Genomic DNA, 19,879 nt, shown 5'->3' with positions numbered 1-19,879 from the left:
AGCTCTCCGCTGATCGAAACAGATCGAAACCGTGAGGACACACGCATGCCCGTCATCAACGAGCAGGTCGAGGTCGCTGCCAGTCCCGAGGCCGTGTGGGCGAAGCTGACCGACTACAGCGTCTTCGGCGAATGGATGGTCCCGCACGTCGAGTTCCCGAACGGCGCCCCGGACAAGCTCGAAGCCGGCGTGGCGTACGACGAGAAGATGAAGCTGATGGGCTTCCCGGCGGACATCAAGTGGACGATCAAGGACGTCGAGGCGGGCAAGTCCCTCGCGCTCGACGGCAAGGGCCCGATGGGCGTGATCATGACCGAGACCTTCATCGTCGAGGCGTCCGGTGACGGTTCGATCCTGCGGATCGAGTCCGAGGTCAAGGGCGGCGCGGTACAGATGATGGCCGGCAAGGTCACCAAGGCCACCCAGGAGGCGCTGATCGAGTCGCTGGCCAAGTTCGCCGCGCTCGTCAAGTAACGCCCCGCGCAGCAGGACGACCACACAGCACGACCACCCGCCCCGGGCACACGCCGGGGGCGGGTGGTCGTCGTGCGTCCGCAGTCGCGCCCGCTCGGCGCGTCCGCCTGAAACAATGGCGGTCCGTCGTCGATCGCCGCACCCCCGGAGGAACCTGACGTGCCGTCAACTTCCGCCCACTTCCCGTGGGCCCTGCACCGGACCAGGCTCGCCAACGGTCTGCGTGTGGTGGTCTGCCCCGACAGCACGGTGCCGCTCGCCGCGGTCAACCTCTGGTACGACGTGGGTTCGCGGCACGAGGTCGAGGGCAAGCACGGCTTCGCCCACCTCTTCGAGCACCTGATGTTCGAGGGCTCGGCGCACGTCGACAAGGGCGGCCACTTCGCCGCGATCGAGGGCTGCGGCGGCGATGGGATCAACGCGTCGACCAATCCGGACCGGACCAACTACTACCAGACGGTGCCCTCGGGCCGGCTCGACCTCGCGCTGTGGCTGGAGGCCGACCGGATGGGTTCGCTCGCGCTGACCCAGGAGACCCTGGACAACCAGCGCGAGGTGGTCAAGAACGAGCGCCGGCAGCGCTACGACAACGTGCCGTACGGCACGTGGAGCGAGGAGATGACGGCCCTCGCCTACCCGCCGGGCCACCCCTACGCGACGTCCACGATCGGTTCGATGGAGGAGCTGGACAGCGCCGAACTGGCCGACTTCACCGCCTTCCACGAGACGTACTACGCGCCGGACAACGCGGTGCTGACCGTGGTCGGCGACGTCGACCCGGACCGGGTGGTCGCGCTCGCCGAGCGCTACTTCGGCGGGATCGCCCCGCGCGGCTCCTTTCCGCAGCCCTCCCCCGACCCGCTGCCCGCCCGTTTCGGCGCCGGGCGGCATGTGACGGTGTACCGGGACGTGCCCATGCCGCGCCTGTTCCTGTGCCACCGGGCGCCGCGCTTCGGCACCCCGGACGCGCCGGCCTCGACCGTGCTCGCCGCGGTCGTCGGGCGCGGCCGGGGCAGCCGGCTGTACCGCGAGCTGGTCACCGCCCGCAATCTGGCCCAGTCCACCGGCGCGTTCCTGTCCGCGTGGGGCTACCTCAACCACGAGTCGGTCCTGATGGGCTCGTGCGCGCCGAGCGAGGGCACCGAACCCGGCGAACTCCTCGACGCCTACGTCGCGGTGTGCGACGGGGTGGCGGACGAGGGGGTGACCGAGGCCGAACTCGACCGGGTGCGGGCGATGCTCGCCGGCGACTGGCTGCGCGAGTTGTCCACCGCCGGCGGCCGGGCCGACGCGATCGGCCGCTTCACCACCCGCTTCGGCGACGCCGAGTCGATCCGCGACCACCTCGACCACCTGCTCGCGGTCACCACCGACGACGTGCACCGCGTCGCCCGCGAGATCCTGCACGCGGACAACCGCATCGTGCTGGAGTTCCTGCCCGAGGCCGCCGAGGCGGGCGCCGGGATCGACACGGACGAGCCGGAGGCCGCCGCATGAGCGCACACGTCGGGACCCGACACACCCTGGTCGCCGAGCGGCCCACCGGCACCGAGCCGCGCCCGTACCGCTTCCCCGAGGTCCGCCGGGTCACCGTGGCCGGCGGCGAGGTGGTCGGCGCGCACCTGCCCGGCCACCGCCTGGCCTGGGCCAAGTCGGTCATGGAGAGCGGCGCGTTGCACGAGCCGGTCGGCCTGGACGGCCTGGCCCGGATCACCTGCTCCCTGCTCGACGAGGGCAGCCTGGACCGCGACGCCGACGCGTTCGGCGTGGCCGTCGAGGCCCTGGGCGCGCAGTGGCGCATCGCCTGCGGGTGGGAGACCCAGGAGGTGGGCATCGACCTGCCCGCCGACCGGCTCACCGAGGGCCTGGACCTGGTCGCCGAGGCGGTCCGCCGCCCGGCCTTCACCGACGCCGACGTCGAGCGTTTCCTCGCCGACCACGTGCGCTCCCTGAAGACCGCCTGGGCACAGCCCGGCACCCGCGCCCAACTCGCCTTCCGGCAGGCCCTGTTCGGACCGGGACACCGGCTCGGCGGGGTGCTCGGCGGCACCCCGGACACCGCCGCCGCGCTGACCGCGGACGCGATCCGGGCCTTCCACGCGGCCCGGATGACCGCGCCCGGCACCCTGGCCGTGGTCGGCGACCTGGACACGATCGACCTCGCGGCGCTGGGCACGATCGTCTTCGCGGGCGCGACCGGCACCGGACACCCCGCCGAACTCGCCGAGTTCACCGGCGCGCCCTCGACCCGGCGGGCGATCGTGGTGGACCGGCCCGGCGCGGTGCAGTCGGTGTTGCGGATCGGGCACACCGCGGCGCCGCGCTCGACGCCGGATCTGATCGCCATCGAGTTGTGCGCGGAGGTGCTGGGCGGCAGCTTCGGCTCCCGGCTCAACCACCTGCTGCGCGAGGTCAAGGGCTACACCTACGGCGCGCACGCGAGCTTCGGCCACGGGCGCCGCTCGGGCTCGTTCACGATGTCCGCCGCGGTACACACCGAGGTGACCGCCGCGGCGGTGGTGGACACGATCGCCGAGATCCGCCGGATGCACTCCGACGGGGTCACCGCGGACGAACTCGCCGCGACGCGGGCCCATGCGCTCGGCAGCATGCCGATCAATCTGCAGACGCCGGGCGGCATCGGAGGCAGGTTGATCGAGGCGATCGTGCATGGCCTTTCGGACGATCACGTGACGCGTGAGTACGCCGAGATCGCGGCCACGGATCGGGCCGCGGTCTCTCGGGCGGCGGCGGTCCATCTGCGGCCCGATGAGCTTGCGGTCGTGGTCGAGGGCGATGCGGTTCGGGTGACCCCGGACCTGGAGGCGGCCGGGTTCGAGGTGGTGCAGGCCGCGGTGTGACGCTGCGGGTGGCTGGGGCTTCAGAAGCTTCGGCGGGGCCGATCGGCCCCTGGGCCAAACGACCGCGCTGAGGGTTCGCAAGCTTCGGCGTGGCCGGCCCGGCCCCTTGGCCAGGGGGTCAGGTGGGGGCGTCTGCCAGGTATACCTGGCGGTAGCCGCTCCATACCGCCGGGCCCAGGTCCTGTGGCACGTGTGGGGGGAGTGGCCACATCGGGCCGCTCACCTCGCACAGCAGTACGTGCAAGCCGTCGCCCGCGTCGAACCAGCGCAGGCCCACCGCGCCCGGTGAGCGCAGGAGTTCGGCCACCGCCTCCTCGTGCAACCAGCGGCCCATCGCCGTGCCGGAGCCGTGCGCGGTCAGGTGCAGCACCTTGTCGCCGGCCGGGAACAGCCGGCTCACCGACACGTTGGGCCAGCGCCGCACCTCGCGGCAGTCCAGCCGGGACGAGGTGATCGCGCCGATCAGTTCGGGCGGCAGCGGGGTGTGCACGTCCTCGCCCGCGGCGGCGAGCACACCCACGTGCTTGAGGTCGTACACGGTCAGGTACCGCGCGGCCGGCGGCCCGGCCTCGGCCTCACCGTTGGTGAACGCGCCGCACAGCACGAAGCGGCGGGCGCGCCGAAAGCCGGGCACCTTGAGCAGGTCGTCGTGGTGTCGATCACACCAGGGGGAGAATGTTCCGTCCAGGGCCTCGGGCAGATCCGATCGCAGGTGCAGCAGCCCCGCGCCTGTGGGGAATCCGTCCAGGTCGAGTCGCGGTATCGCGGCTTGGTCGGACATGGTGTGCGCCTCCCCCGACTCCCCCACGCCCGGCTGTCCCTGGCGCAGGCGGGAACTGACGGAGGGTCATGGTTTTGTTACCCACCGGTCGCCGAAAGCATGTCCTCCTTGCCGAACATCCGCGCGGTCTCGCGCGCGCTCGGCGTGCCCGCGTCGGGGTCGGCGCCGGCCGCCAACAACGCCGCCGCCACCTCCGGCTCGTTCTTGAACACCGCGCCCGCGAGCGGGGTCTGGCCGCGGTCGTTGGCCCGGTCCGGATCCGCGCCGCGCTCCAGCAACGCGCGTACCGCGTCGGCGTGTCCGTGGTACGCGGCGAGCATCACCAGCGTGTCGCCCCGGTCGTTGGCCAGGTTCGCCGGCAGCCCACCGTCCAGGTAGGTGCCCAGCGTCTCGGCGTCGCCGACCCGCGCCGCCTCGAACATGCGCCCGGCCAACTCCTCGATGGCGCGTTCGTCCGCGGCGGACGGCGACTCCGGACGCGACTCGGGCTGCTGCTCGCTCATGACGACCTCCGTGCACGTGACGGCCCGCACGGCGCGGGCCGGGCCGCCGTGCGACCCGATCCGAACCTATCGGGTGGCACACCGCGCGAGCCGTCCCACCCGCGCGGACACGCGTGTGAGAATCGGTCCACGCCCGGCCCCGGGCCCCCGGATCCGAAGGAGACGGCTCTTGCGCCGGCAACGCCATCAGCACCATCCGGACCTCGACGCCTACTTCGCCCGGATCGGCTGGTCCGGTGAGCGGGCGCCCACGTGGGCGACGCTGCGTTCGCTGCACCTGGCGCACGTCGTCGGCATCCCGTTCGAGAACGTCGAGGTCGTCATGGGCGGGGTGCCCTCGCTGGAGCCGGCCGACCTGGAGGACAAGCTGGTCCGGCAGGGCCGCGGCGGCTACTGCTTCGAGCACAACCTGCTGTTCGCGGGCGTGTTGGAGGCGCTGGGCTTCGGGGTGACCCGGCTGGCCGCGCGGGTGCGGATGGGCTCCGACGCGATCCGGCCGCTGACCCACATACTGCTCGCGGTCGAGGTGCCCGGCGAGGCGCACCCCTACATCGCCGACGTCGGCTTCGGCAGCGGCGGCCTGTTGGAGCCGCTGCCGCTGCTGCCGGGGGTGTCCAGCCGGCAGGGCGCGTGGCGCTACCGGCTGGTGCGCGAGGACGATCTGTGGCTGCTGCAGACCGTATACGGCGACGACGGGTGGTTCACGGTCTACGAGTTCACGCTCCAGCGCCGAGAGTTGGTCGACTACGAGGTGGCGAACTGGTACGTCGCCACCCATCCCGGCTCCCCGTTCCGGAACACCCTGCGGGTGCAGCGCAGCGGCCCGCACGAGCGCGCCTACGTGGTGGACCGGCTGCTGACCGTGGTGCGCAGCGACGGCTCCACCGAGGAGCGCCGGCTCGCGGACGATCACGAGGTGCTGCGGCTGCTGGTCCGCGACTTCGGTCTGCTGCTGCCCTGGGACACGGCCTTCCCCGAACCGCCCGAGCGCCCGGAACGACCCGAGGAGAATTGACCGATGTCCTTCGACAAGCAGGTGCGCGTCACCCCGGAGCTGTACGACTACGTCCTGGACCACTCGCTTGCGCCCGACCCGGCGCAGCGTGCGGTGATCGAACGCACCAGGGGCATGGGCGGGTTGGCCCAGCTCCAAGTGCCCGCCGAGCAGGGCGCGTTGTTGACGCTGCTCTCCGGTGTGGTCCGGCCGCGGGTCGCGGTCGAGGTCGGCACCTTCACCGGATACTCGGCGCTGTGCATCGCCAAGGGGCTGGCCTCGGACGGCCGGCTGCTGTGTTGCGACGTGTCCGAGGAGTGGACCGACATCGCCCGCGAGACGTGGCGGGAGGCGGGCGTGGCCGATCGCATCGACCTGCGGATCGCGCCGGCCCTGGAGACGCTGGACGCGCTGCCCTCGCATCCGCACATCGATCTGGCGTTCATCGACGCGAACAAGGACGGCTACATCTCCTATTGGGAGGCGCTGGTCCCGAGGATGCGGCCGAACGGTCTGCTGATCGCGGACAACGTGCTCTACGACGGGCAGGTGCTCGAGCCGAACGGCGACCCGACGCCGGCGGCGGTGCACGCGTTCAACGAGCACGTGAAGGCCGACCGTCGGGTGGAGCCGGTGATGTTGCCGGTCGCGGACGGGATCACGCTGGCCCGGGTGAAGGCGCTCGACGAGGACTGACCCGCCGCGGGCGCACACCGGGCACCGGACCGGCGAGCCGACGCCGCGGTGCCGGACGGATCGACACAGACCCGTCCGGCACCGCGCACCCGGCCCGGTCCGGCTCAGCCGGTGTCGCCGTCGAGCACCTTGCGCAGCCGCCGTGCCTCCACCACCGCCCGGGACGAGCCCTTGCGCTCGGCGAGTTCGGCCAGACCGGGGATGGACACCCCCCGCGCGCCCGAGCCGGCCGCGGTCTCCGCAGCGAGCGCGAGCACGTCGCCGAGCCCGGTGGTCCCGGTCCCGGCAAGCAGGTCCGGCACGAAGCCGCTCAGCGTGCCCCAGACGCTGCCCGTCGCGCCCGCTCGGGCCGCGTCGCGCAGCGAGGCCACCACGCGGGTGGTCTTGAGCCCGCGTGTGCGCACCGCCTCGCCCAGGTCGCGGCCCAGCGCCTCGGTGTCCCACGCGTCGTCCCGGGCGCTCAGCGTCACGAACGCGTCCACCGCGCCGGTGCGGTCCTCGGCGGCCTGCGCGCCCAGCGCGTAGGCCAGGGCCAACGACATGCCCGGGCCCAGCGGACCGAAGGACTCGGCCAGCGCCGGCAGCACCTCCGCGCCCCGGCTCGGGGCGTCGATGCCGCGTTGGGTACAGATCGCCAGGTGCGCCGCGATCACGTCCCGGTCCCGGGGCAGCAGCAGCGGCCAGCAGTGCAGGTCCGGCCCGGAGTCCTCGGACCAGGCCGAGGTGCGTGCGGCGGCGCCCGGGTCGGCGAGTCCGTACAGCGCCCACGCGGTCTCCGGCACGGTGTCCGGGTCGCCGGGGGCGACCGTGGCCAGGGGCCCGTCGCTGTGTACCCAGCCGCCCTTCGGCGCGGAGTATGCGCGGTGGATCCGGTCGAATCGCCCGCGCCCGATCAGGCCCGGGGTGGGCCCTCCGGCCGCCATCACCCGGGCCACCCGCCGGCCCGCGGGCGAGGTGAGCCGCCCGGCGCGGGCGATCGGCGCGGGGTCGAGGTGCGACGGCAGCCGCAGCAGCGCCTGGTCGACGTCGCGCCGCCAGGGGCTGTGCCCGGACGCCTCCCACGTCTCCAGGCCGGCCACCAGGGCCTCGGGGTCCACGAATCCGGCCGCGTCGGCGATCTCGGCCAGGTAGGGGCCGGAGTGCGGCACCTGCAACCGGGTGCCCACCTCGTAGAGCCGGGCGAGCAGGAAACGTTGCGGCGGGGCGATCCGCTCGATGTCGCGCTTGTCGCCGGGGATCAGGTCGTGCTCGGCCGCGTCGCCCTTGCCGAACAGGCTGCGGAACCAGCCCTGTCGGCCGCCGTGGCCGGTGGCGGCGGCCACCATGACGCCGACCGCGCCCCGGACCTGATGGGCGAACCACTGCTGGTGGACGATGTGCCCGTGCTGCTCGGTGAGCGGGAGCAGGGCGGTGTGCAGCGCCTCGCCGTCCCGGGCGTGTTCGCGCAGCAGGGCGGCCACGATCCGCTCCACCGCGAGCGGGTCGGTGGCCTGGCCGCGCGGGCTGACCCACGGGTTGGGGGTGCTCCCGAAGAACACCGCCAGTTCCTCGACCAGTTCGGCCATGGAGGAGATCGGCGGCGGCAGCTCGCGCGGTGGCGGCGGCCCGAGTGGGACCACGAACGCGGGCTCGGGTGTCCCGCTTTCCCCGATCAGCGCGGCCGCCTCGGGGCGGATCGCGTCGCCGAGCATCGGCAGCGCGTCGCGCACCTCGGTGAGCACGAGGTCGACCTGGTCGGGCGGCAGCGAGCGGACGTGCTTGGCGATCAGCGCGACGGCGCGTTCCTGGAGGTCGCCGGCGGGTGAGCCGAACGCGGTGCAGGCGGTGGCGAGCAGGGTGCCCGCATGCTCCGGGTGCCGCTTGATCGCCGTGCCCAGCCAGGTGAGTTGGGCGCGTACCAGGGTCTTCTCGGCGCGGAAGAGCACACTGCGACTCGCCTCGGCGATGCGTTCGGGATCGAGCAGGTCCGCGCCGTCCACCCGGCGCAGCGCGGCCTGGGCGAGTGCGGCCACCGTGGAGGGCGCGTCGGGCAGCAGCCGGAGGTAGCCCTCGACGCGGGCGGCGAGTTCGTCGTCGGCGGGCGCCAGCGCCTCGTGCAGGCGGACGAACCCGCGCAGTGCGCCGGGGCGTTCGCCGCGCAGCAGCCGGGACAGGCAGCCGTCCAGGAGCACGTCGCGCTGGATCGTCTTCGCGTCGGCGAGCGCGGCCAGCGCGGTGTCCCAGCCGGGCCGCACGGCGTTCGGTCCGGTGGTGGGGGTGTCCAGGTTCTGCCCGACCCCGGCGACCTCGAACAGCGCGGGCAGCAGGTCGGGGAAGTAGCGGTCGGCGGCGAGGTGTTCGGCGAGCGGGCGGCCGGAGCCGCGCCATCGGCCGGCCACCTCGGTCATCCACCGCAGCACGAAGCCGGGCGTGGTCGGCGTGGGCAACCCGGCGCCGCGCACCAGGGCGTCAACCACGTGCCACTGGTTGCCCCACGGATCCAGCGGCAGCCGGGCGGCCATGCGGGTGGCGATGTCGGGGATCCAGGCAGGGTCGCGCTCGGCGAGGATCGTGTATACCGCCTCCTGGCCGAACTTCTCGGGCCATGCCATGTCCTCGCGCAGCAGCCACTGGGCGATGCCGGCGGGGCCGCCCAGGAGCGCGACGCCGACGTGGCGCAGCGGGCGCAGGCCGATCCCGCCGGTGCGGCGGCTACGGACCGCCTCCTTGTAGGCGGGCAACAGCGCGCGGCGCTCGGCCTCGGTGCGGCCCGCGAACAGCGCCACGATCGGCGCGGGGTCGTCCTGGTGGCGCCCCGGGTCGTCCACGACCGCGAGCACCCGCTCCCACGTCAGGGGCTCACGCACGGACTCGCCGCCCGTCGGGCCGGCGCCGGTGGGCGGAGCGTCGCTCGCTGGGGTGCCGGTCGATGTGGTGCCGGTCATCGGTTCGCCTCCTGGGCTGCGGTCGCGGTCGCGCCGCCGTTCGCGGTGCCGGTGGTGCTCGCGGTGCCGGGGATCGCGCCACCGCCCGTGTCGACCCCGACCCGGCCGCGCACGATCTGCGTGGCGAGCAGATGTTTGCAGGGCCCACGCCCGCCGCGATACTCGGCCCACCATTGACACGTGCAGCTGCCGTCCCCGGCCAACCGCAGGCCATAGGTGCGGTCCCCGCTGCGCACCGAGGCTTCCCCGCCGCCGCCGGTGAGCGTGACGGCGCCGGCCGCGACCAGGGCGTGCGCGTCGCGCAGGCGCGGGTTCATCCGCTCCACGCTGCCGGTGTCGTAGGGCAGCTCGCGGTGGTAGTAGGCCGCTTCGGCGACGTCGTAGCCGATCCGGCCCGAGGTGCCCAGGCGCACCAGCGCGGCCCGCACCCGCTCGGTGTCCAGACCCGAGCGGGCGGCCAGTTCGCCGATCTCGACCCGGGGTTCCCAGGCGAGCAGGGCGGAGATCAGGTCCGCGTCGGCGCCGCTCGTCTCGCTCGCCAGGCCGGTGAGCACCGCGCCCTCGCCGGAGAAGCCGCGGGCCGGATCCGGGGACAGCGTCAACGTCAGCCGCATGCCGGGCAGTTCGACCTCCCAGGCGGACGACACAGCCGTGCTGCGCGCCTGCACGGCGGGTCCGTATATACGGAGTGCGAGCGCGTGCCGCAGCAGCCTGGCGAGCGCCTGGAGGCGATCGGGCCCGGGCAGGCACACCGCGCCCGGCACGGGGCGGGCGGTCAGCCGCAACGAGCGCCCGGCCGGGACGGCCCACAGCGCCTGCCGGGAGCCGCGCGGCAGCGCCCGCAGGAAGCGCACCGCCTCGCCCGCGCCGACCTCGGCGCGCAGGTCGAACCCGCCGGAGATGACCTGGACTTCGGCGAAGCCGCGCAGCCAGCGCTCGGGCAGCGGCACCTTCTTCTCCACCACCGGGCCGTCGAACGTGGTGACGGTGACGTCGTCGGGGCCGACCGCCAGGTGCAGCGGATCGGCGCCGCCGACCCGGGCCAGCGCCTCGCGCAGCGGCGCGTTGACGTCCACGTTGGTGGTGCCGGTGCCGAACATCTCGCCGTCGATGCCGGCCGGCAGCACGTCGAGGCGCGCGTGCACCCCGCAACAGGCGGAGAACGACTCGAAGCGCAGCCGGTCGCCGTTGCCGGTGACCACCGGATCCAGCGAACCAGGCCGCAGCGGCTGGTAGTAGCGCGCCGCCGCGACGTCGGCGACCGCGAGCAGGCCGCCGGCCGCCGCCTCTGGCGCGGTCAGGAAGCCGGAGAAGAAGCGCGGGAAGGGGGTCAGGCCGCGCGAGCCGAGCCCGCCGCAGGTCTGCAGGCCGAGGGAGGGGGAGCCGTCGACGGCGCCGAGCGCGGACGGCCGCAGATAGGTGAAGGAATGTACCGGGGAGGACATGTGAAGACCGTAGACAGCCCGTCCGACAGCGGGAATCGGATGTTGTCGGCGTCCTCTCGGGTGGTCTCGGCGCGGGCGCCGGGGTGCTTTCGTGCCGCCTTCGGCGACGAGTTCGGCCGAAAGGATGCGGGCCGCCTCACCCGTGTGCACGAGTGCGCCCACGTCACTCGCTCGGCGCAGGATGCGACGCGTGTCACCAACCGCGCGCGCAGCGTGTGTATCGGGCCGTCGGTTCGTCGGAAACTTCCGGATTACCCGGCGGTAGAGGGGGATTCGCGGTGCCACGGCATCGATTAGGTGGTATCACCTGTGCGAGCATGGGCGGCTGGGGCCCGGAGCCCGAACATGACAAGCCGAGTGTGCGGCACATGGTCGATCCGGGTGGGTGGTGGCACATCGTCAAGAGAGTGCTGTTGTAACCATGATCCGAGGACGCGTGGCAACGCGCCGGCATACTATGCGCTGGTCCATTCAGCCGGAGGTAGCAGATGCCCGCAACGCAGCCGGGGAGCGGCTCGACGGTTCGCCGTATTCTCCTCGGTTCCCAGCTTCGCCGTCTGCGCGAAGCGAAGGGCATTACGCGGGAGGAGGCCGGTTACGAGATCCGCGCCTCCGAATCGAAGATCAGCCGAATGGAACTGGGGCGCGTCAGCTTCAAGGAGCGAGACGTGGCTGATCTGCTGACCATGTACGGCGTGGGCGACGAGACCGAGCGGGCCGCCCTCCTGGGCCTCGCGGCGGAGGCCAACGCCCAGGGCTGGTGGCACAACTACAACGACATCCTGCCGAGTTGGTTCCAGGTCTACGTGGGCCTGGAGGAGGCCGCCTCGGTGATCCGCACCTACGAGGTGCAGTTCGTCCCCGGCCTGCTCCAGACGCCGGAGTACGCGCGGGCCGTGGTGATCGCCGGACAACCCTCGGCATCGGCGGCCGAGGTCGACCGGCGCGTCGGTCTGCGGATGCAGCGCCAGTCGATCCTCTACCGCGACAAGCCGCCCAGGCTCTGGGTGGTGCTGGACGAGGCGGCCCTGCGTCGCCCGATCGGCGGCCGGGACGTGATGCGCGATCAGGTCCGGCACCTGATCGAGATGGCCGCCCTGCCCAACGTGACGATCCAGATCATGCCGTTCAGGTTCGGCGCGCACGCGGCCGAGGGTGGTCCGTTCCTGCTGCTGCGCTTCCCGGAGAGCGATCTCCCCGACGTGGTCTACCTGGAGCAGCTCACCAGCGCGCTCTATCTGGACAAGCGGGACGAGGTGGACGCGTACACCGAGGTGATGGACCGGCTGAGCGTGGACGGTATGCCGCCGGACAAGAGCGTGGATCTGCTCCAGCGCATCCTGAAGGAGAACTGACCGGCACGGTCGCCCCGTCCCTCGGCCGCCTCGGCCGGGGATACCCCCACCCGGGTGGAGCGCCCCGGGCGGGTCGTCACGCCAGCAGGTTGTCGAAGTCCCCGTCCTTGACCCCGAGGATGAGCGCTTCGATCTCGGCGCGCGTATAGATCAGCGCCGGCCCGTCGGGGTGGCGCGAATTGCGGACCGCGACGTCGCCGTCCGGCAGCGCGGCCATTTCGACGCAATTTCCCTGCGAGTTGCTGCGGCGGCTCTTCTGCCAGGTGACCCCGTCGAGCGCGGTCGCCGATACCCCGTTGTGCGTTGCCTGCATGACGCTTCTCCTGGACCTCTCGCCGAGCGACCCGACAGCGGTCGCCCGCCCCCGGTTGCGGCACGTGTCGTTCCTTCGTCCCGGTCCGTGGCAATTTCTTCCAAAACCGGTCCGACTTACGCATGCACGTGCATCTGACCATGCATTTGCAGCGTACAACGGCGATGATAGCGCAGCCGGAGTTCACCCACACGTGAGGGCTCATGCATTCCTCAAGGTTTCAAAGGAAGCGTAAAAGCTGCTTAAGCCGGCGGGGACGAAACGGGCGTAAGAATGCAGAAAACCCGTCGACGGGATCGACGGGTAAACGCTTGGCGCCGGGTGACTCGGATACCGCCCGCATTCGTTGCCGCCGGCGAATGTGAATTAAAACTCGCCGCTTCGCCGCAACACAATGTCGCCACGCAATGCGGTCCCCATATTGCGGAACGTGTGGATCAGCCGCGTATCTCGAACATGGCCCAGACGACCTTTCCGGTGCGTCGGCCCATACCGTTCAGCGGGAACCAGCCCCAGGAATCACTGAAGCAGCCCACCAGATACAGCCCGCGACCCGATTCCTCGTCCTCGCCGCCGGCCTGGGCCTCGGGCAGACTCTCGCCCGGATCCTGCACCGCGCACATGACACGTTCGCCCTTGCGCAGAAGCGCCAGTTGGATGTTGTGCGCGACATCCGTCGCGTCGTCGCGGCCCGCACCCAGGCCGTGACACAGTGCGTTCGTGACGAGTTCGGACACGACCAGGGCGAGGTCGTCCTCGAGACAGGCGGCGCCCCAGCCGGCGAGCACCGACTGCGTGAAGTCACGAGCGGCCTTGACCGACTCCCGACGTGCGGCGAGGGCTTGTATCGCGATATCGGATGTTGGGCCCATATCCCCGGCCAGAGGCTCCATCCACTGAAACGTCGACGTCCGGAACCCTGCGGGACTCGCGACGGTCATCCGTGCCTCCGAGCGGGTACTGGTCCCCGGCCTGTTGGGAACGCCGCCAGAGGACTCGCCTCACAGAGCGTCCATGCACATGCGCGTGCACATGCACACACTTCATTATGAGGATGCCGACCCCAACTGCAAGACCGGATGCACGTGCATCGACGATTTCTGCGTCTGCACCGCGCCGATGCACGTGCATTTCGATCGACCAAGGGCCGCTTTACACCCGGTTCCCGGACATTCAGGGAACCAGTCTTTTCTTTCTTTTGGTCCTACACCAGGAATAATCCGGACAACCTAGACACACGGTTGACGGACGCTTCCGCTGCGTGGCCGTCGAGTGGTCAGACCGCCGCACCGGACGGTTGCCTGGGCGCCCCCGTGTTCGGGTCGGTGGAGCCGTTGCCGCGCCCTGTGAATTGGATCACCAGCGCGACGCCGGCCAGCAGGAAGACCGCCGCACCCGGGCCGAGCAGCAGCCACGGCATGACCGAGACCTCGGTGTCCTTGTTGGGGATGCTGTCCGCCTTCTCGAACGTGTCGACGTTGGCGCCGATGTTCTCCACCAGGGCGTTGAACTTGGCCAGGATCCGGTCGGTCTCCGCGAGCCCCTTGCCGACCTTGGGGTACTGCGTGGCCAGCTCGGCGGTGAACTGCGGGACGGGCTTGCGCAGGAGCGCGGCCATCGACGGGATGGACTTGGTCTTCATCCCGACGGCCATCTTGCCCAGCGTGTCCAGGTCGTCGTGCGCCTGCTTGTACCCGGCGTCGGTGAAGGTCGGCCGGAACGCGGTGAACATCTTCTCGGAGGCCTTGGTCTTGCCGATCACGCCGGTGGCGAGGGTGCCCACCACCATGCCCAGGCCGACCACCGCGGCGATCACCAGGCACACCGTGCTCACCACGGCGCGCGATCCGACGAAGGAGAACAGCAGCCCGCCGGCACCCACCACGAGCAGCACGATGCCCGGGATCAGATAGAGATAGGTGACCGCGGTGTTCGGCGCGTCCGCGGTGGGGATGTCGTCGGCCTGGCGGAAGTTCCCGGCCTGCGCGTCCATGGTGCCCGCGAGCTTGTTGAACCGCGGCATGATCGTCGGGATCTCCTTGAGACCCTTGCCGACCTCGGGCGCGGTGGTGCCCATCAGGTTGATCAGCGAAGGTGTGGGGATCCCGGCCTGCTGGGCGAGTCCGGGCAGCGTCTCCGCCTGGAGCTGCTCCAGCATCTGGTTCATGGTGGCCAGGTCGGTCCGGCTCTGCTCGATGGCCTGCGGCGTGAAGGCGGGCCGGAAGGCATTGGTCAGGTCGTCGACGGCCTGCGTCTTCTTCGGCAGGCCGGCGGCCAGCGGGAAGATGATCAGGGCCGCACCCAGCAAGGCGATCAACACCAGCGCCACGTGGCGGTATGCACGCACAGCGGGTTCTCCCTTCGCTTTCCGTTATTCCTCGGATCGTATGGGTGATCGGCTCGATCCCCCAGGACCCGCACGGCGGAAAGCAGCTGTTCTCGTCGGATGTCACTCGGGCAGCCGATCTTCGCAAAGAGCAACCCGCCAGTCAGCTACCGGCAAGTAATGTCATGGGATCGAGATCTCCGGCACATCGGTCACTTCGCCCCCGCGATGCCATGGAAGGGTGCGGCGACACCGGCTAGCGTGCGCCGGCCGGCTCGTGCGAGCGGTGAGGTGTGAACGGAGGTCGCCGGTGGATCTTGAACCGACGGAAGATCAAAAGGCGGTACGGAGCGCCTTTTCGGAGTTCTTCACGGACCGATGTCCGATTTCCGTGGTACGCGCGGCCGAACCACTCGGCTTCGCGGCCGATCTGTGGCGGCGCCTGGCCGCGATGGGCGTACCCGGAATGGCGCTGCCGGAAGTCGCCGGTGGTGGCGGCGCGAGCCGCGCGGAGCTGATTCTGCTGCTGCACGAGGCCGGTCGGGTACTGGCGCCGGTGCCGCTCAGCGCACACCTGGCCGCGTCCCGGCTGCTGTTCGACACACCATGGTGCGCCGGGGTCGCCGACGGCACGCTGATCGCGGCGCCGGCGCTGCGGCCGACCGTGGACGGGCTGGCCCGACTGGTGCCCGGCGGCGCGGTGGCCGATGTGGTGGTGGCGCTCGACGAGGACGAACTGGTCGCGATACGGGGCGAGGCGCCGATGAGCGGGCCGGTCAACCACGCGGCGGCGCCGCTGGCCGACCGGTACGTGCGCGACGACCGGGGCGGGCGGGTGGTGCTGGCCCGCGGCGAGGACGCGGCCCGGCGACACGCCGCGCTGCGCCGGGAGTGGCAGCTGTATACGGCCGCCACACTGGTCGGGCTCGCCGAGCGGGCGCTGGAGTCGGCGGTGGCGTACACGCTGGAGCGCGAGCAGTTCGGCAGGCCGATCGGCGCGTTCCAGGCGGTCCAGCAGGGGCTGGCCGATCTGGTCGGGCCGATCGACGGGATCCGGCTGCTGACCGCGCGCGCCGCGTGGTGCGCGGACGAGGGCGACCCGGCCGAGGCGGGCCGGCTCGCGGTGATGGCGTTCCTGGCCGCGACGGAGGTGGCCCGGACCACGACCTATCGCGCGGTGCACTTCCACGGCGGATACGGCGTCACCCTCGAATACGACATCCAGCTCTACTTCCGGCGCGCCCGGGGCTGGCCGCTGGTCCTGGGTGATCCGGACGAGGAGTACCGGGCGTTGGCCGACGATCTCTTCGGAGCGGTGGGAGGCGTCTGATGGACTTTCGACCCAAGGAATCGGTCGAGGAGTTCCGGCGGTGGATCCGGGGCTTCGTCGCCGAGCACCTGACCGAGGACATGATCGAGCGGGCCCGGCGCACCGGCACCTTCCACGACTGGGAGTTCCACCGCGCGCTGGCCGCGACCGGGGTGATCGCCGAGGGCATGGCCGGGCCCGGGCGGGCCGGCGGGCGCGACCCGTTGGAGCTGTACGTCTTCTTCGACGAACTGGGGCTGGCCGACGCGCCGTTCTACGGGCTGGCCAACACCATGCTGGTTGCGGGGGTCGTGGAGCAGATCGGCAGCGCGTTCCATCTGGCCGAGGTACTGCCCCGGTTCCATCGGGGCGAGGCGATCGCGGCACTGGGCTACAGCGAACCCGGCTCGGGATCGGACGTCGCGGCGGCGGCCACCCGCGCGGAGCGGGTGCCCGGGGACCCGAAGGACGAGCCGGTGTGGCTGGTGAACGGGCAGAAGATGTTCACCACCCTCGTGCACGAGGCCGGCTATGTGATCCTGCTGACCCGCACCGACCCGGACGTGGCCAAACATCGCGGCCTGACCATGTTCCTGGTGCCGACCGACCTGCCCGGCATCTCCTTCCAGGCGGTGCAGACGATGGGCGGCGACCGCACCAACATCACCTACTTCGCCGACGTCCGCGTCCCCGACCGCTGGCGGCTCGGCGAGGTGCACGGCGGGTGGGAGGTGATGAAGGTGGCGCTGGCCTACGAGCGGGGCGTGTTCGGCAACATGAACCAGGGCGTGTCGCTGCTGCGCCGGTTCACCCGGTGGGCGGCCGAGACCGGGGCGATGGACGACACCGCGGTGCGCAAGCGGCTGGCCCGGATCGCGATCGACAACGAGATCACCGCGCTGCTCGCGCTGCGCCCGGCGCTGATCGCCAGCGCGGGCGGCCTGCCCACCACCGAGGGCTCGATCGCCAAGTTGTACGCGAGCGAGGCGTACAACCGGGCGGCGGAGGCGTGCCTGGACATGGCCGGACCCGAGGGGCTGCTGGGCGAGCCGGGCGACGCGTGGTTCGTCGACCACGCCGCGCGGGACGCGCCGGTGACCACGATCTACGGCGGGACCAGCGAGATCCAGCGCAACAACATCGCCGAGCACCGGCTGGGGCTGCCCCGGTCGCGATAGGTACGGCGGGACCCGCACGCGGGTCCCGTGCCGGGCGGGCGGGCCGCTCGCGGGCTCGCCGCCCGGTGTTTTACGGATATGACGGGCTCGGCGGGGGTACCGCCGAACGGGTGGCCGGAAGCGGGCGCGCTTCATGGCAGACTTCGGCACCGTTCACACCGGTGAGCGAAACGGAGTTTCTGCCATGCGGCCGCTGCACGACGAGGACCCTTCGAGCGTTGGCGCCTACCGATTGGTGGGCCGGCTCGGCGAAGGGACCACGGCTCGGACCTATCTGGGCGCCGCGCCCGACGACGCCCCCGTCGTCGTGCGGGTGATCCGGGCCGACCTCGGGCGTGATCCCGCCTTCCGCGCCCGCTTCGGCGAAGAGGTGGACGCCGCGCGGCGGTTGCCCGGCCCCGGCACCGCCGTGGTCCTGGACGCCGACACCACCGGCCGGCAACTCTGGTACGCCACCACGCACGTGCCCGGTCCGACGCTGGCCGAGACGGTCCGTCGGCACGGCCTGCTCCCCGGCCATTCGCTGCGCACGCTGGCCGGCGAACTCGCCGTCTCGCTCGACCTGTTGCACGCCGCCGGGCTGTACCACGGGCGGCTCGACCCCGGCGCGGTGCTGCTCGATCCGAACGGCCCCCGGCTGCCGCACGTCGGGATCGCGCACGCCTCGCTCGGCTCGTCGGTGACCTCCGACGGCGTGGTGATCGGCACCGTGCTCGACTCCCCCGGCTTTCGTTCGCCGGAGCAGGTACGGGATCTGACGGTGGGTCCGGCGAGCGATGTGTTCTCGCTCGGGTCGGTGCTGGTGTTCGCCGCGACCGGCGCGGGCCCGTTCGACCGGGGCGACGAGCGCTCGCCGGCCGATCGGGTCGCCGAGGGCGAGCCGGAACTGGGCGACGTGCCCGCGTCGTTGCGCGACCTGATCGCGGCCTGCCTGGTCAAGGACCCGGACCGGCGGCCCGCTCCGCAGGAGGTGGCCCGGGTCGCGGCCGGCACGCCCGGCCCGAGCTGGCTGCCCGCGGCCACCGCGACGTGGGTGGCCGAGCGGGTGGCCAACCCGTGGGAGCCGCCCGAGCCGATGCCCGGCAGCGAGCCGTACGCGGCCGACACCGTACCGGCCCCGCCGCCCGGCGCGACCCCGCCGGCCGAGCCCGAGCCCACGCCCACGCCCGTGCCCTCCCCCGCCGCGCCGCCCGCCCCCGAGCCGGAACCGGCGCCGGCCACCACCGCGGCCCGGACCCACCGCGCGGCCCGGACCGAACCCGCCGCGCCGCCCGCCGGGGGCGAACCGCCCACCCGCGCACACCGGGCCGCCGGCTCCTCCCGGGCCAAGTCCCGCCGCGGCTTCCTCGCCGTCGCGGCCGGCGCCGCGATCCTGGGCGGCGGCGGTGCGGCCTGGGCGCTGAGCCGGGGCGGCGACAAGACGCCCAAGTCCGCCCCGAAGCCGTCGGCACCGGCACCGAGTTCGGCGACGCACACACCCGGCCCGGCCGTACCCGGCGCGGTCCGCGAACTCACCGTCTGGACCACCGAGAGCCTGGTCCCCGCCGGACTGCTCGGCGAACTCGGCCTGGAATTCGGCAAAATGGGCACCACCGGCGCCGGAGTGCGGATCGGCACCCGGGTGCAGCCGAAGGCCGGCTACACCCAGGCGCTCGAACAGGCGCTGCGCGCCGGCCGCGGACCCGACGTGTTCGAACTCGACCTGCTCGCCCTGGCCCGGTTCAAGGCCGCCGACCTCGTGATGGACCTGACCCCGCTGCAGAGCCGGTTCGACGGCGGCAGCTGGTTCCCCGCCGTGCGGGCCGCGGTCACCTCGGGGGGCCGGATCATGGCGCTGCCCCTGGGCGCCGGTGTGCCCGTGGTGCTCTACGACAAGGGGCTGTTCCAGGCCGCGCAGGTGGGCGTGCCGACCGACCGGGTGACGTGGGTCGCGGACCTGGAGAAGTTGCGCCAGGCCAACGCGGCCAACCCCGACTACCGCGCGCTGTACGTACCCGGCGGGGCCTGGCCGGTGTTGGCCTCGTGCGTGTGGGAGGACGACGGGACCATCGCGGTGCAGGAGGGCGACGCCTGGCGCGGCACGCTCGACCTGCCCGGATCGGTCGAGGGGGCCCGGTTCTTCCGACACCTCCAGTCGTACGCGCCGGACGCGGTCGGGGCGGGCAACGACGACCCGGCGACCACGACCCGCGTCGCCAAGGGCGGGGTCGCGTCGGTGATCGCCGACGCGTCGCTGTACGACGCGGTGGTGGCGGCGAATCCGGCGCTGCGCCCGGTGCTGGGCGCGTTCGCGATCCCGGGCCGCACCGCGGGCAAGCCGGCCGCCGTCGGGGTGCGCGGCACTGTCCTGGCGGTGTCGGCGGCCAGCCTGTTCAAGGAGGCGGCGATCGACCTGCTCTCCCTGGTCGCCACCGACCGCTGGCGGGCCCGGATCGCGACGGAGGCCCGTCTGGTTCCGGTGCGCAGTGGCCTGGATCGAGCGGTGCCGTCGGACAATCCGATGATCCAGGCCGCACTGTCCGCGCTGCCCGTGGGCGGTCGGGCGTATCCGGTCGCCCCGGGGTGGTCGGAGCGTCCGCTGACCGAACTCTCCCGGCAGACGCTGGCGGGCACCGACCCGCTGGCGGCGGCGGCCGCGGCGAACACGATCGTGGCCCGCGAATTCGGCGTCGACCCCACCTGACGGATCTCCCCGGCGGCAACGATCACCGCGCGCCCTA

General features: G+C 72.3%; 16 protein-coding genes. 9 read left to right on the top strand and 7 right to left on the bottom strand.

Annotated elements, in window-relative coordinates:
* Positions 1 to 45 precede the first annotated feature (45 nt).
* The 3 genes from ACH4XV_RS00970 (at position 46) to ACH4XV_RS00960 (ending at position 3,335) form a co-directional block, all read left to right on the top strand.
* Positions 46 to 474: an SRPBCC family protein gene (locus ACH4XV_RS00970; RefSeq protein ID WP_395785852.1), complete on the top strand. Its 429-nt coding sequence runs from the start codon at positions 46 to 48 to the stop codon at positions 472 to 474.
* A 159-nt stretch (positions 475 to 633) separates the two neighbouring features.
* Positions 634 to 1,971, top strand: coding sequence for a M16 family metallopeptidase (locus ACH4XV_RS00965; RefSeq protein WP_395785850.1), 1,338 nt, complete (start codon positions 634 to 636; stop codon positions 1,969 to 1,971).
* Positions 1,968 to 3,335, top strand: a complete 1,368-nt coding sequence (locus tag ACH4XV_RS00960) for a M16 family metallopeptidase (protein WP_395785848.1) — start codon at positions 1,968 to 1,970, stop codon at positions 3,333 to 3,335. The genes ACH4XV_RS00965 and ACH4XV_RS00960 overlap by 4 nt, the downstream gene beginning before the upstream one ends.
* 118 nt (positions 3,336 to 3,453) lie before the next feature.
* On the opposite strand, the gene ACH4XV_RS00955 is transcribed toward ACH4XV_RS00960, so the two are convergent.
* Positions 3,454 to 4,116, bottom strand: a complete 663-nt coding sequence (locus ACH4XV_RS00955) for a hypothetical protein (protein WP_395785847.1) — start codon at positions 4,114 to 4,116, stop codon at positions 3,454 to 3,456.
* 77 nt (positions 4,117 to 4,193) lie between these two features.
* A complete protein-coding gene (locus ACH4XV_RS00950; protein ID WP_395785845.1) occupies positions 4,194 to 4,619 on the bottom strand; it encodes an ankyrin repeat domain-containing protein in 426 nt (141 codons plus the stop codon).
* Positions 4,620 to 4,788: 169 nt separating this feature from the next.
* On the opposite strand from ACH4XV_RS00950, the gene ACH4XV_RS00945 reads away from it, so the two are divergent.
* Positions 4,789 to 5,634, top strand: a complete 846-nt coding sequence (locus tag ACH4XV_RS00945) for an arylamine N-acetyltransferase (protein WP_395785843.1) — start codon at positions 4,789 to 4,791, stop codon at positions 5,632 to 5,634.
* Between the two features lie 3 nt (positions 5,635 to 5,637).
* A complete protein-coding gene (locus ACH4XV_RS00940; protein ID WP_395785841.1) occupies positions 5,638 to 6,309 on the top strand; it encodes an O-methyltransferase in 672 nt (223 codons plus the stop codon).
* A 104-nt stretch (positions 6,310 to 6,413) separates the two neighbouring features.
* Here the strand turns inward: ACH4XV_RS00940 and ACH4XV_RS00935 are convergent, their stop codons facing one another.
* Entirely contained in the window at positions 6,414 to 9,233 is a 2,820-nt protein-coding gene (locus ACH4XV_RS00935) for a DUF6493 family protein (protein ID WP_395785840.1), read from the bottom strand.
* Entirely contained in the window at positions 9,230 to 10,678 is a 1,449-nt protein-coding gene (locus ACH4XV_RS00930; protein ID WP_395785839.1) for an SWIM zinc finger family protein, read from the bottom strand. The genes ACH4XV_RS00935 and ACH4XV_RS00930 overlap by 4 nt, the downstream gene beginning before the upstream one ends.
* Positions 10,679 to 11,166: 488 nt before the next feature.
* Between ACH4XV_RS00930 and ACH4XV_RS00925 the strand changes: the two genes are divergently transcribed.
* The gene (locus tag ACH4XV_RS00925; protein ID WP_126643644.1) at positions 11,167 to 12,033 is read left to right on the top strand and encodes a helix-turn-helix transcriptional regulator; all 867 of its coding nucleotides are present in this window, start codon (positions 11,167 to 11,169) and stop codon (positions 12,031 to 12,033) included.
* Positions 12,034 to 12,109: 76 nt separating this feature from the next.
* Here the strand turns inward: ACH4XV_RS00925 and ACH4XV_RS00920 are convergent, their stop codons facing one another.
* The 3 genes from ACH4XV_RS00920 to ACH4XV_RS00910 all read right to left on the bottom strand — a co-directional run bounded on the left by ACH4XV_RS00920 (position 12,110) and on the right by ACH4XV_RS00910 (position 14,693).
* Positions 12,110 to 12,346 carry a DUF397 domain-containing protein gene (locus ACH4XV_RS00920; RefSeq protein WP_020554482.1) on the bottom strand — a complete coding sequence of 79 codons (237 nt, stop codon included), beginning with the start codon at positions 12,344 to 12,346 and terminating at the stop codon, positions 12,110 to 12,112.
* Between the two features lie 437 nt (positions 12,347 to 12,783).
* Complete coding sequence (locus ACH4XV_RS00915; protein ID WP_235618757.1) at positions 12,784 to 13,239, bottom strand: ATP-binding protein; 456 nt, start codon at positions 13,237 to 13,239, stop codon at positions 12,784 to 12,786.
* A gap of 383 nt (positions 13,240 to 13,622) precedes the next feature.
* Complete coding sequence (locus ACH4XV_RS00910; protein ID WP_395785836.1) at positions 13,623 to 14,693, bottom strand: hypothetical protein; 1,071 nt, start codon at positions 14,691 to 14,693, stop codon at positions 13,623 to 13,625.
* A gap of 220 nt (positions 14,694 to 14,913) precedes the next feature.
* On the opposite strand from ACH4XV_RS00910, the gene ACH4XV_RS00905 reads away from it, so the two are divergent.
* The 3 genes from ACH4XV_RS00905 (at position 14,914) to ACH4XV_RS00895 (ending at position 19,842) form a co-directional block, all read left to right on the top strand.
* Positions 14,914 to 16,002, top strand: a complete 1,089-nt coding sequence (locus ACH4XV_RS00905; protein ID WP_395785834.1) for an acyl-CoA dehydrogenase family protein — start codon at positions 14,914 to 14,916, stop codon at positions 16,000 to 16,002.
* A complete protein-coding gene (locus ACH4XV_RS00900; protein WP_395785832.1) occupies positions 16,002 to 17,159 on the top strand; it encodes an acyl-CoA dehydrogenase family protein in 1,158 nt (385 codons plus the stop codon). The genes ACH4XV_RS00905 and ACH4XV_RS00900 overlap by 1 nt, the downstream gene beginning before the upstream one ends.
* Before the next feature lie 184 nt (positions 17,160 to 17,343).
* Positions 17,344 to 19,842: a protein kinase gene (locus ACH4XV_RS00895; RefSeq protein WP_395785830.1), complete on the top strand. Its 2,499-nt coding sequence runs from the start codon at positions 17,344 to 17,346 to the stop codon at positions 19,840 to 19,842.
* Positions 19,843 to 19,879: the final 37 nt, after the last annotated feature.

The sequence above is a fragment of the Embleya sp. NPDC020630 genome (assembly GCF_044334985.1).
In the GTDB taxonomy this organism is placed as follows: Bacteria; Actinomycetota; Actinomycetes; order Streptomycetales; family Streptomycetaceae; genus Embleya.
Note: the sequence above shows the minus strand (reverse complement) of the source record. Positions and strands in the feature narration are given on the sequence as shown.

What these genes read in the sequence shown, in the direction of transcription:
- ACH4XV_RS00970 (WP_395785852.1), top strand. Translation starts at nt 46, where the DNA reads ATGCCCGTCATCAACGAGCAGGTCGAGGTCGCTGCCAGTCCCGAGGCC.
- ACH4XV_RS00960 (WP_395785848.1), top strand. Translation starts at nt 1,968, where the DNA reads ATGAGCGCACACGTCGGGACCCGACACACCCTGGTCGCCGAGCGGCCC.
- ACH4XV_RS00955 (WP_395785847.1), bottom strand. Translation starts at nt 4,116, where the DNA reads ATGTCCGACCAAGCCGCGATACCGCGACTCGACCTGGACGGATTCCCC.
- ACH4XV_RS00950 (WP_395785845.1), bottom strand. Translation starts at nt 4,619, where the DNA reads ATGAGCGAGCAGCAGCCCGAGTCGCGTCCGGAGTCGCCGTCCGCCGCG.
- ACH4XV_RS00940 (WP_395785841.1), top strand. Translation starts at nt 5,638, where the DNA reads ATGTCCTTCGACAAGCAGGTGCGCGTCACCCCGGAGCTGTACGACTAC.
- ACH4XV_RS00935 (WP_395785840.1), bottom strand. Translation starts at nt 9,233, where the DNA reads ATGACCGGCACCACATCGACCGGCACCCCAGCGAGCGACGCTCCGCCC.
- ACH4XV_RS00930 (WP_395785839.1), bottom strand. Translation starts at nt 10,678, where the DNA reads ATGTCCTCCCCGGTACATTCCTTCACCTATCTGCGGCCGTCCGCGCTC.
- ACH4XV_RS00925 (WP_126643644.1), top strand. Translation starts at nt 11,167, where the DNA reads ATGCCCGCAACGCAGCCGGGGAGCGGCTCGACGGTTCGCCGTATTCTC.
- ACH4XV_RS00920 (WP_020554482.1), bottom strand. Translation starts at nt 12,346, where the DNA reads ATGCAGGCAACGCACAACGGGGTATCGGCGACCGCGCTCGACGGGGTC.
- ACH4XV_RS00915 (WP_235618757.1), bottom strand. Translation starts at nt 13,239, where the DNA reads ATGGAGCCTCTGGCCGGGGATATGGGCCCAACATCCGATATCGCGATA.
- ACH4XV_RS00900 (WP_395785832.1), top strand. Translation starts at nt 16,002, where the DNA reads ATGGACTTTCGACCCAAGGAATCGGTCGAGGAGTTCCGGCGGTGGATC.
- ACH4XV_RS00895 (WP_395785830.1), top strand. Translation starts at nt 17,344, where the DNA reads ATGCGGCCGCTGCACGACGAGGACCCTTCGAGCGTTGGCGCCTACCGA.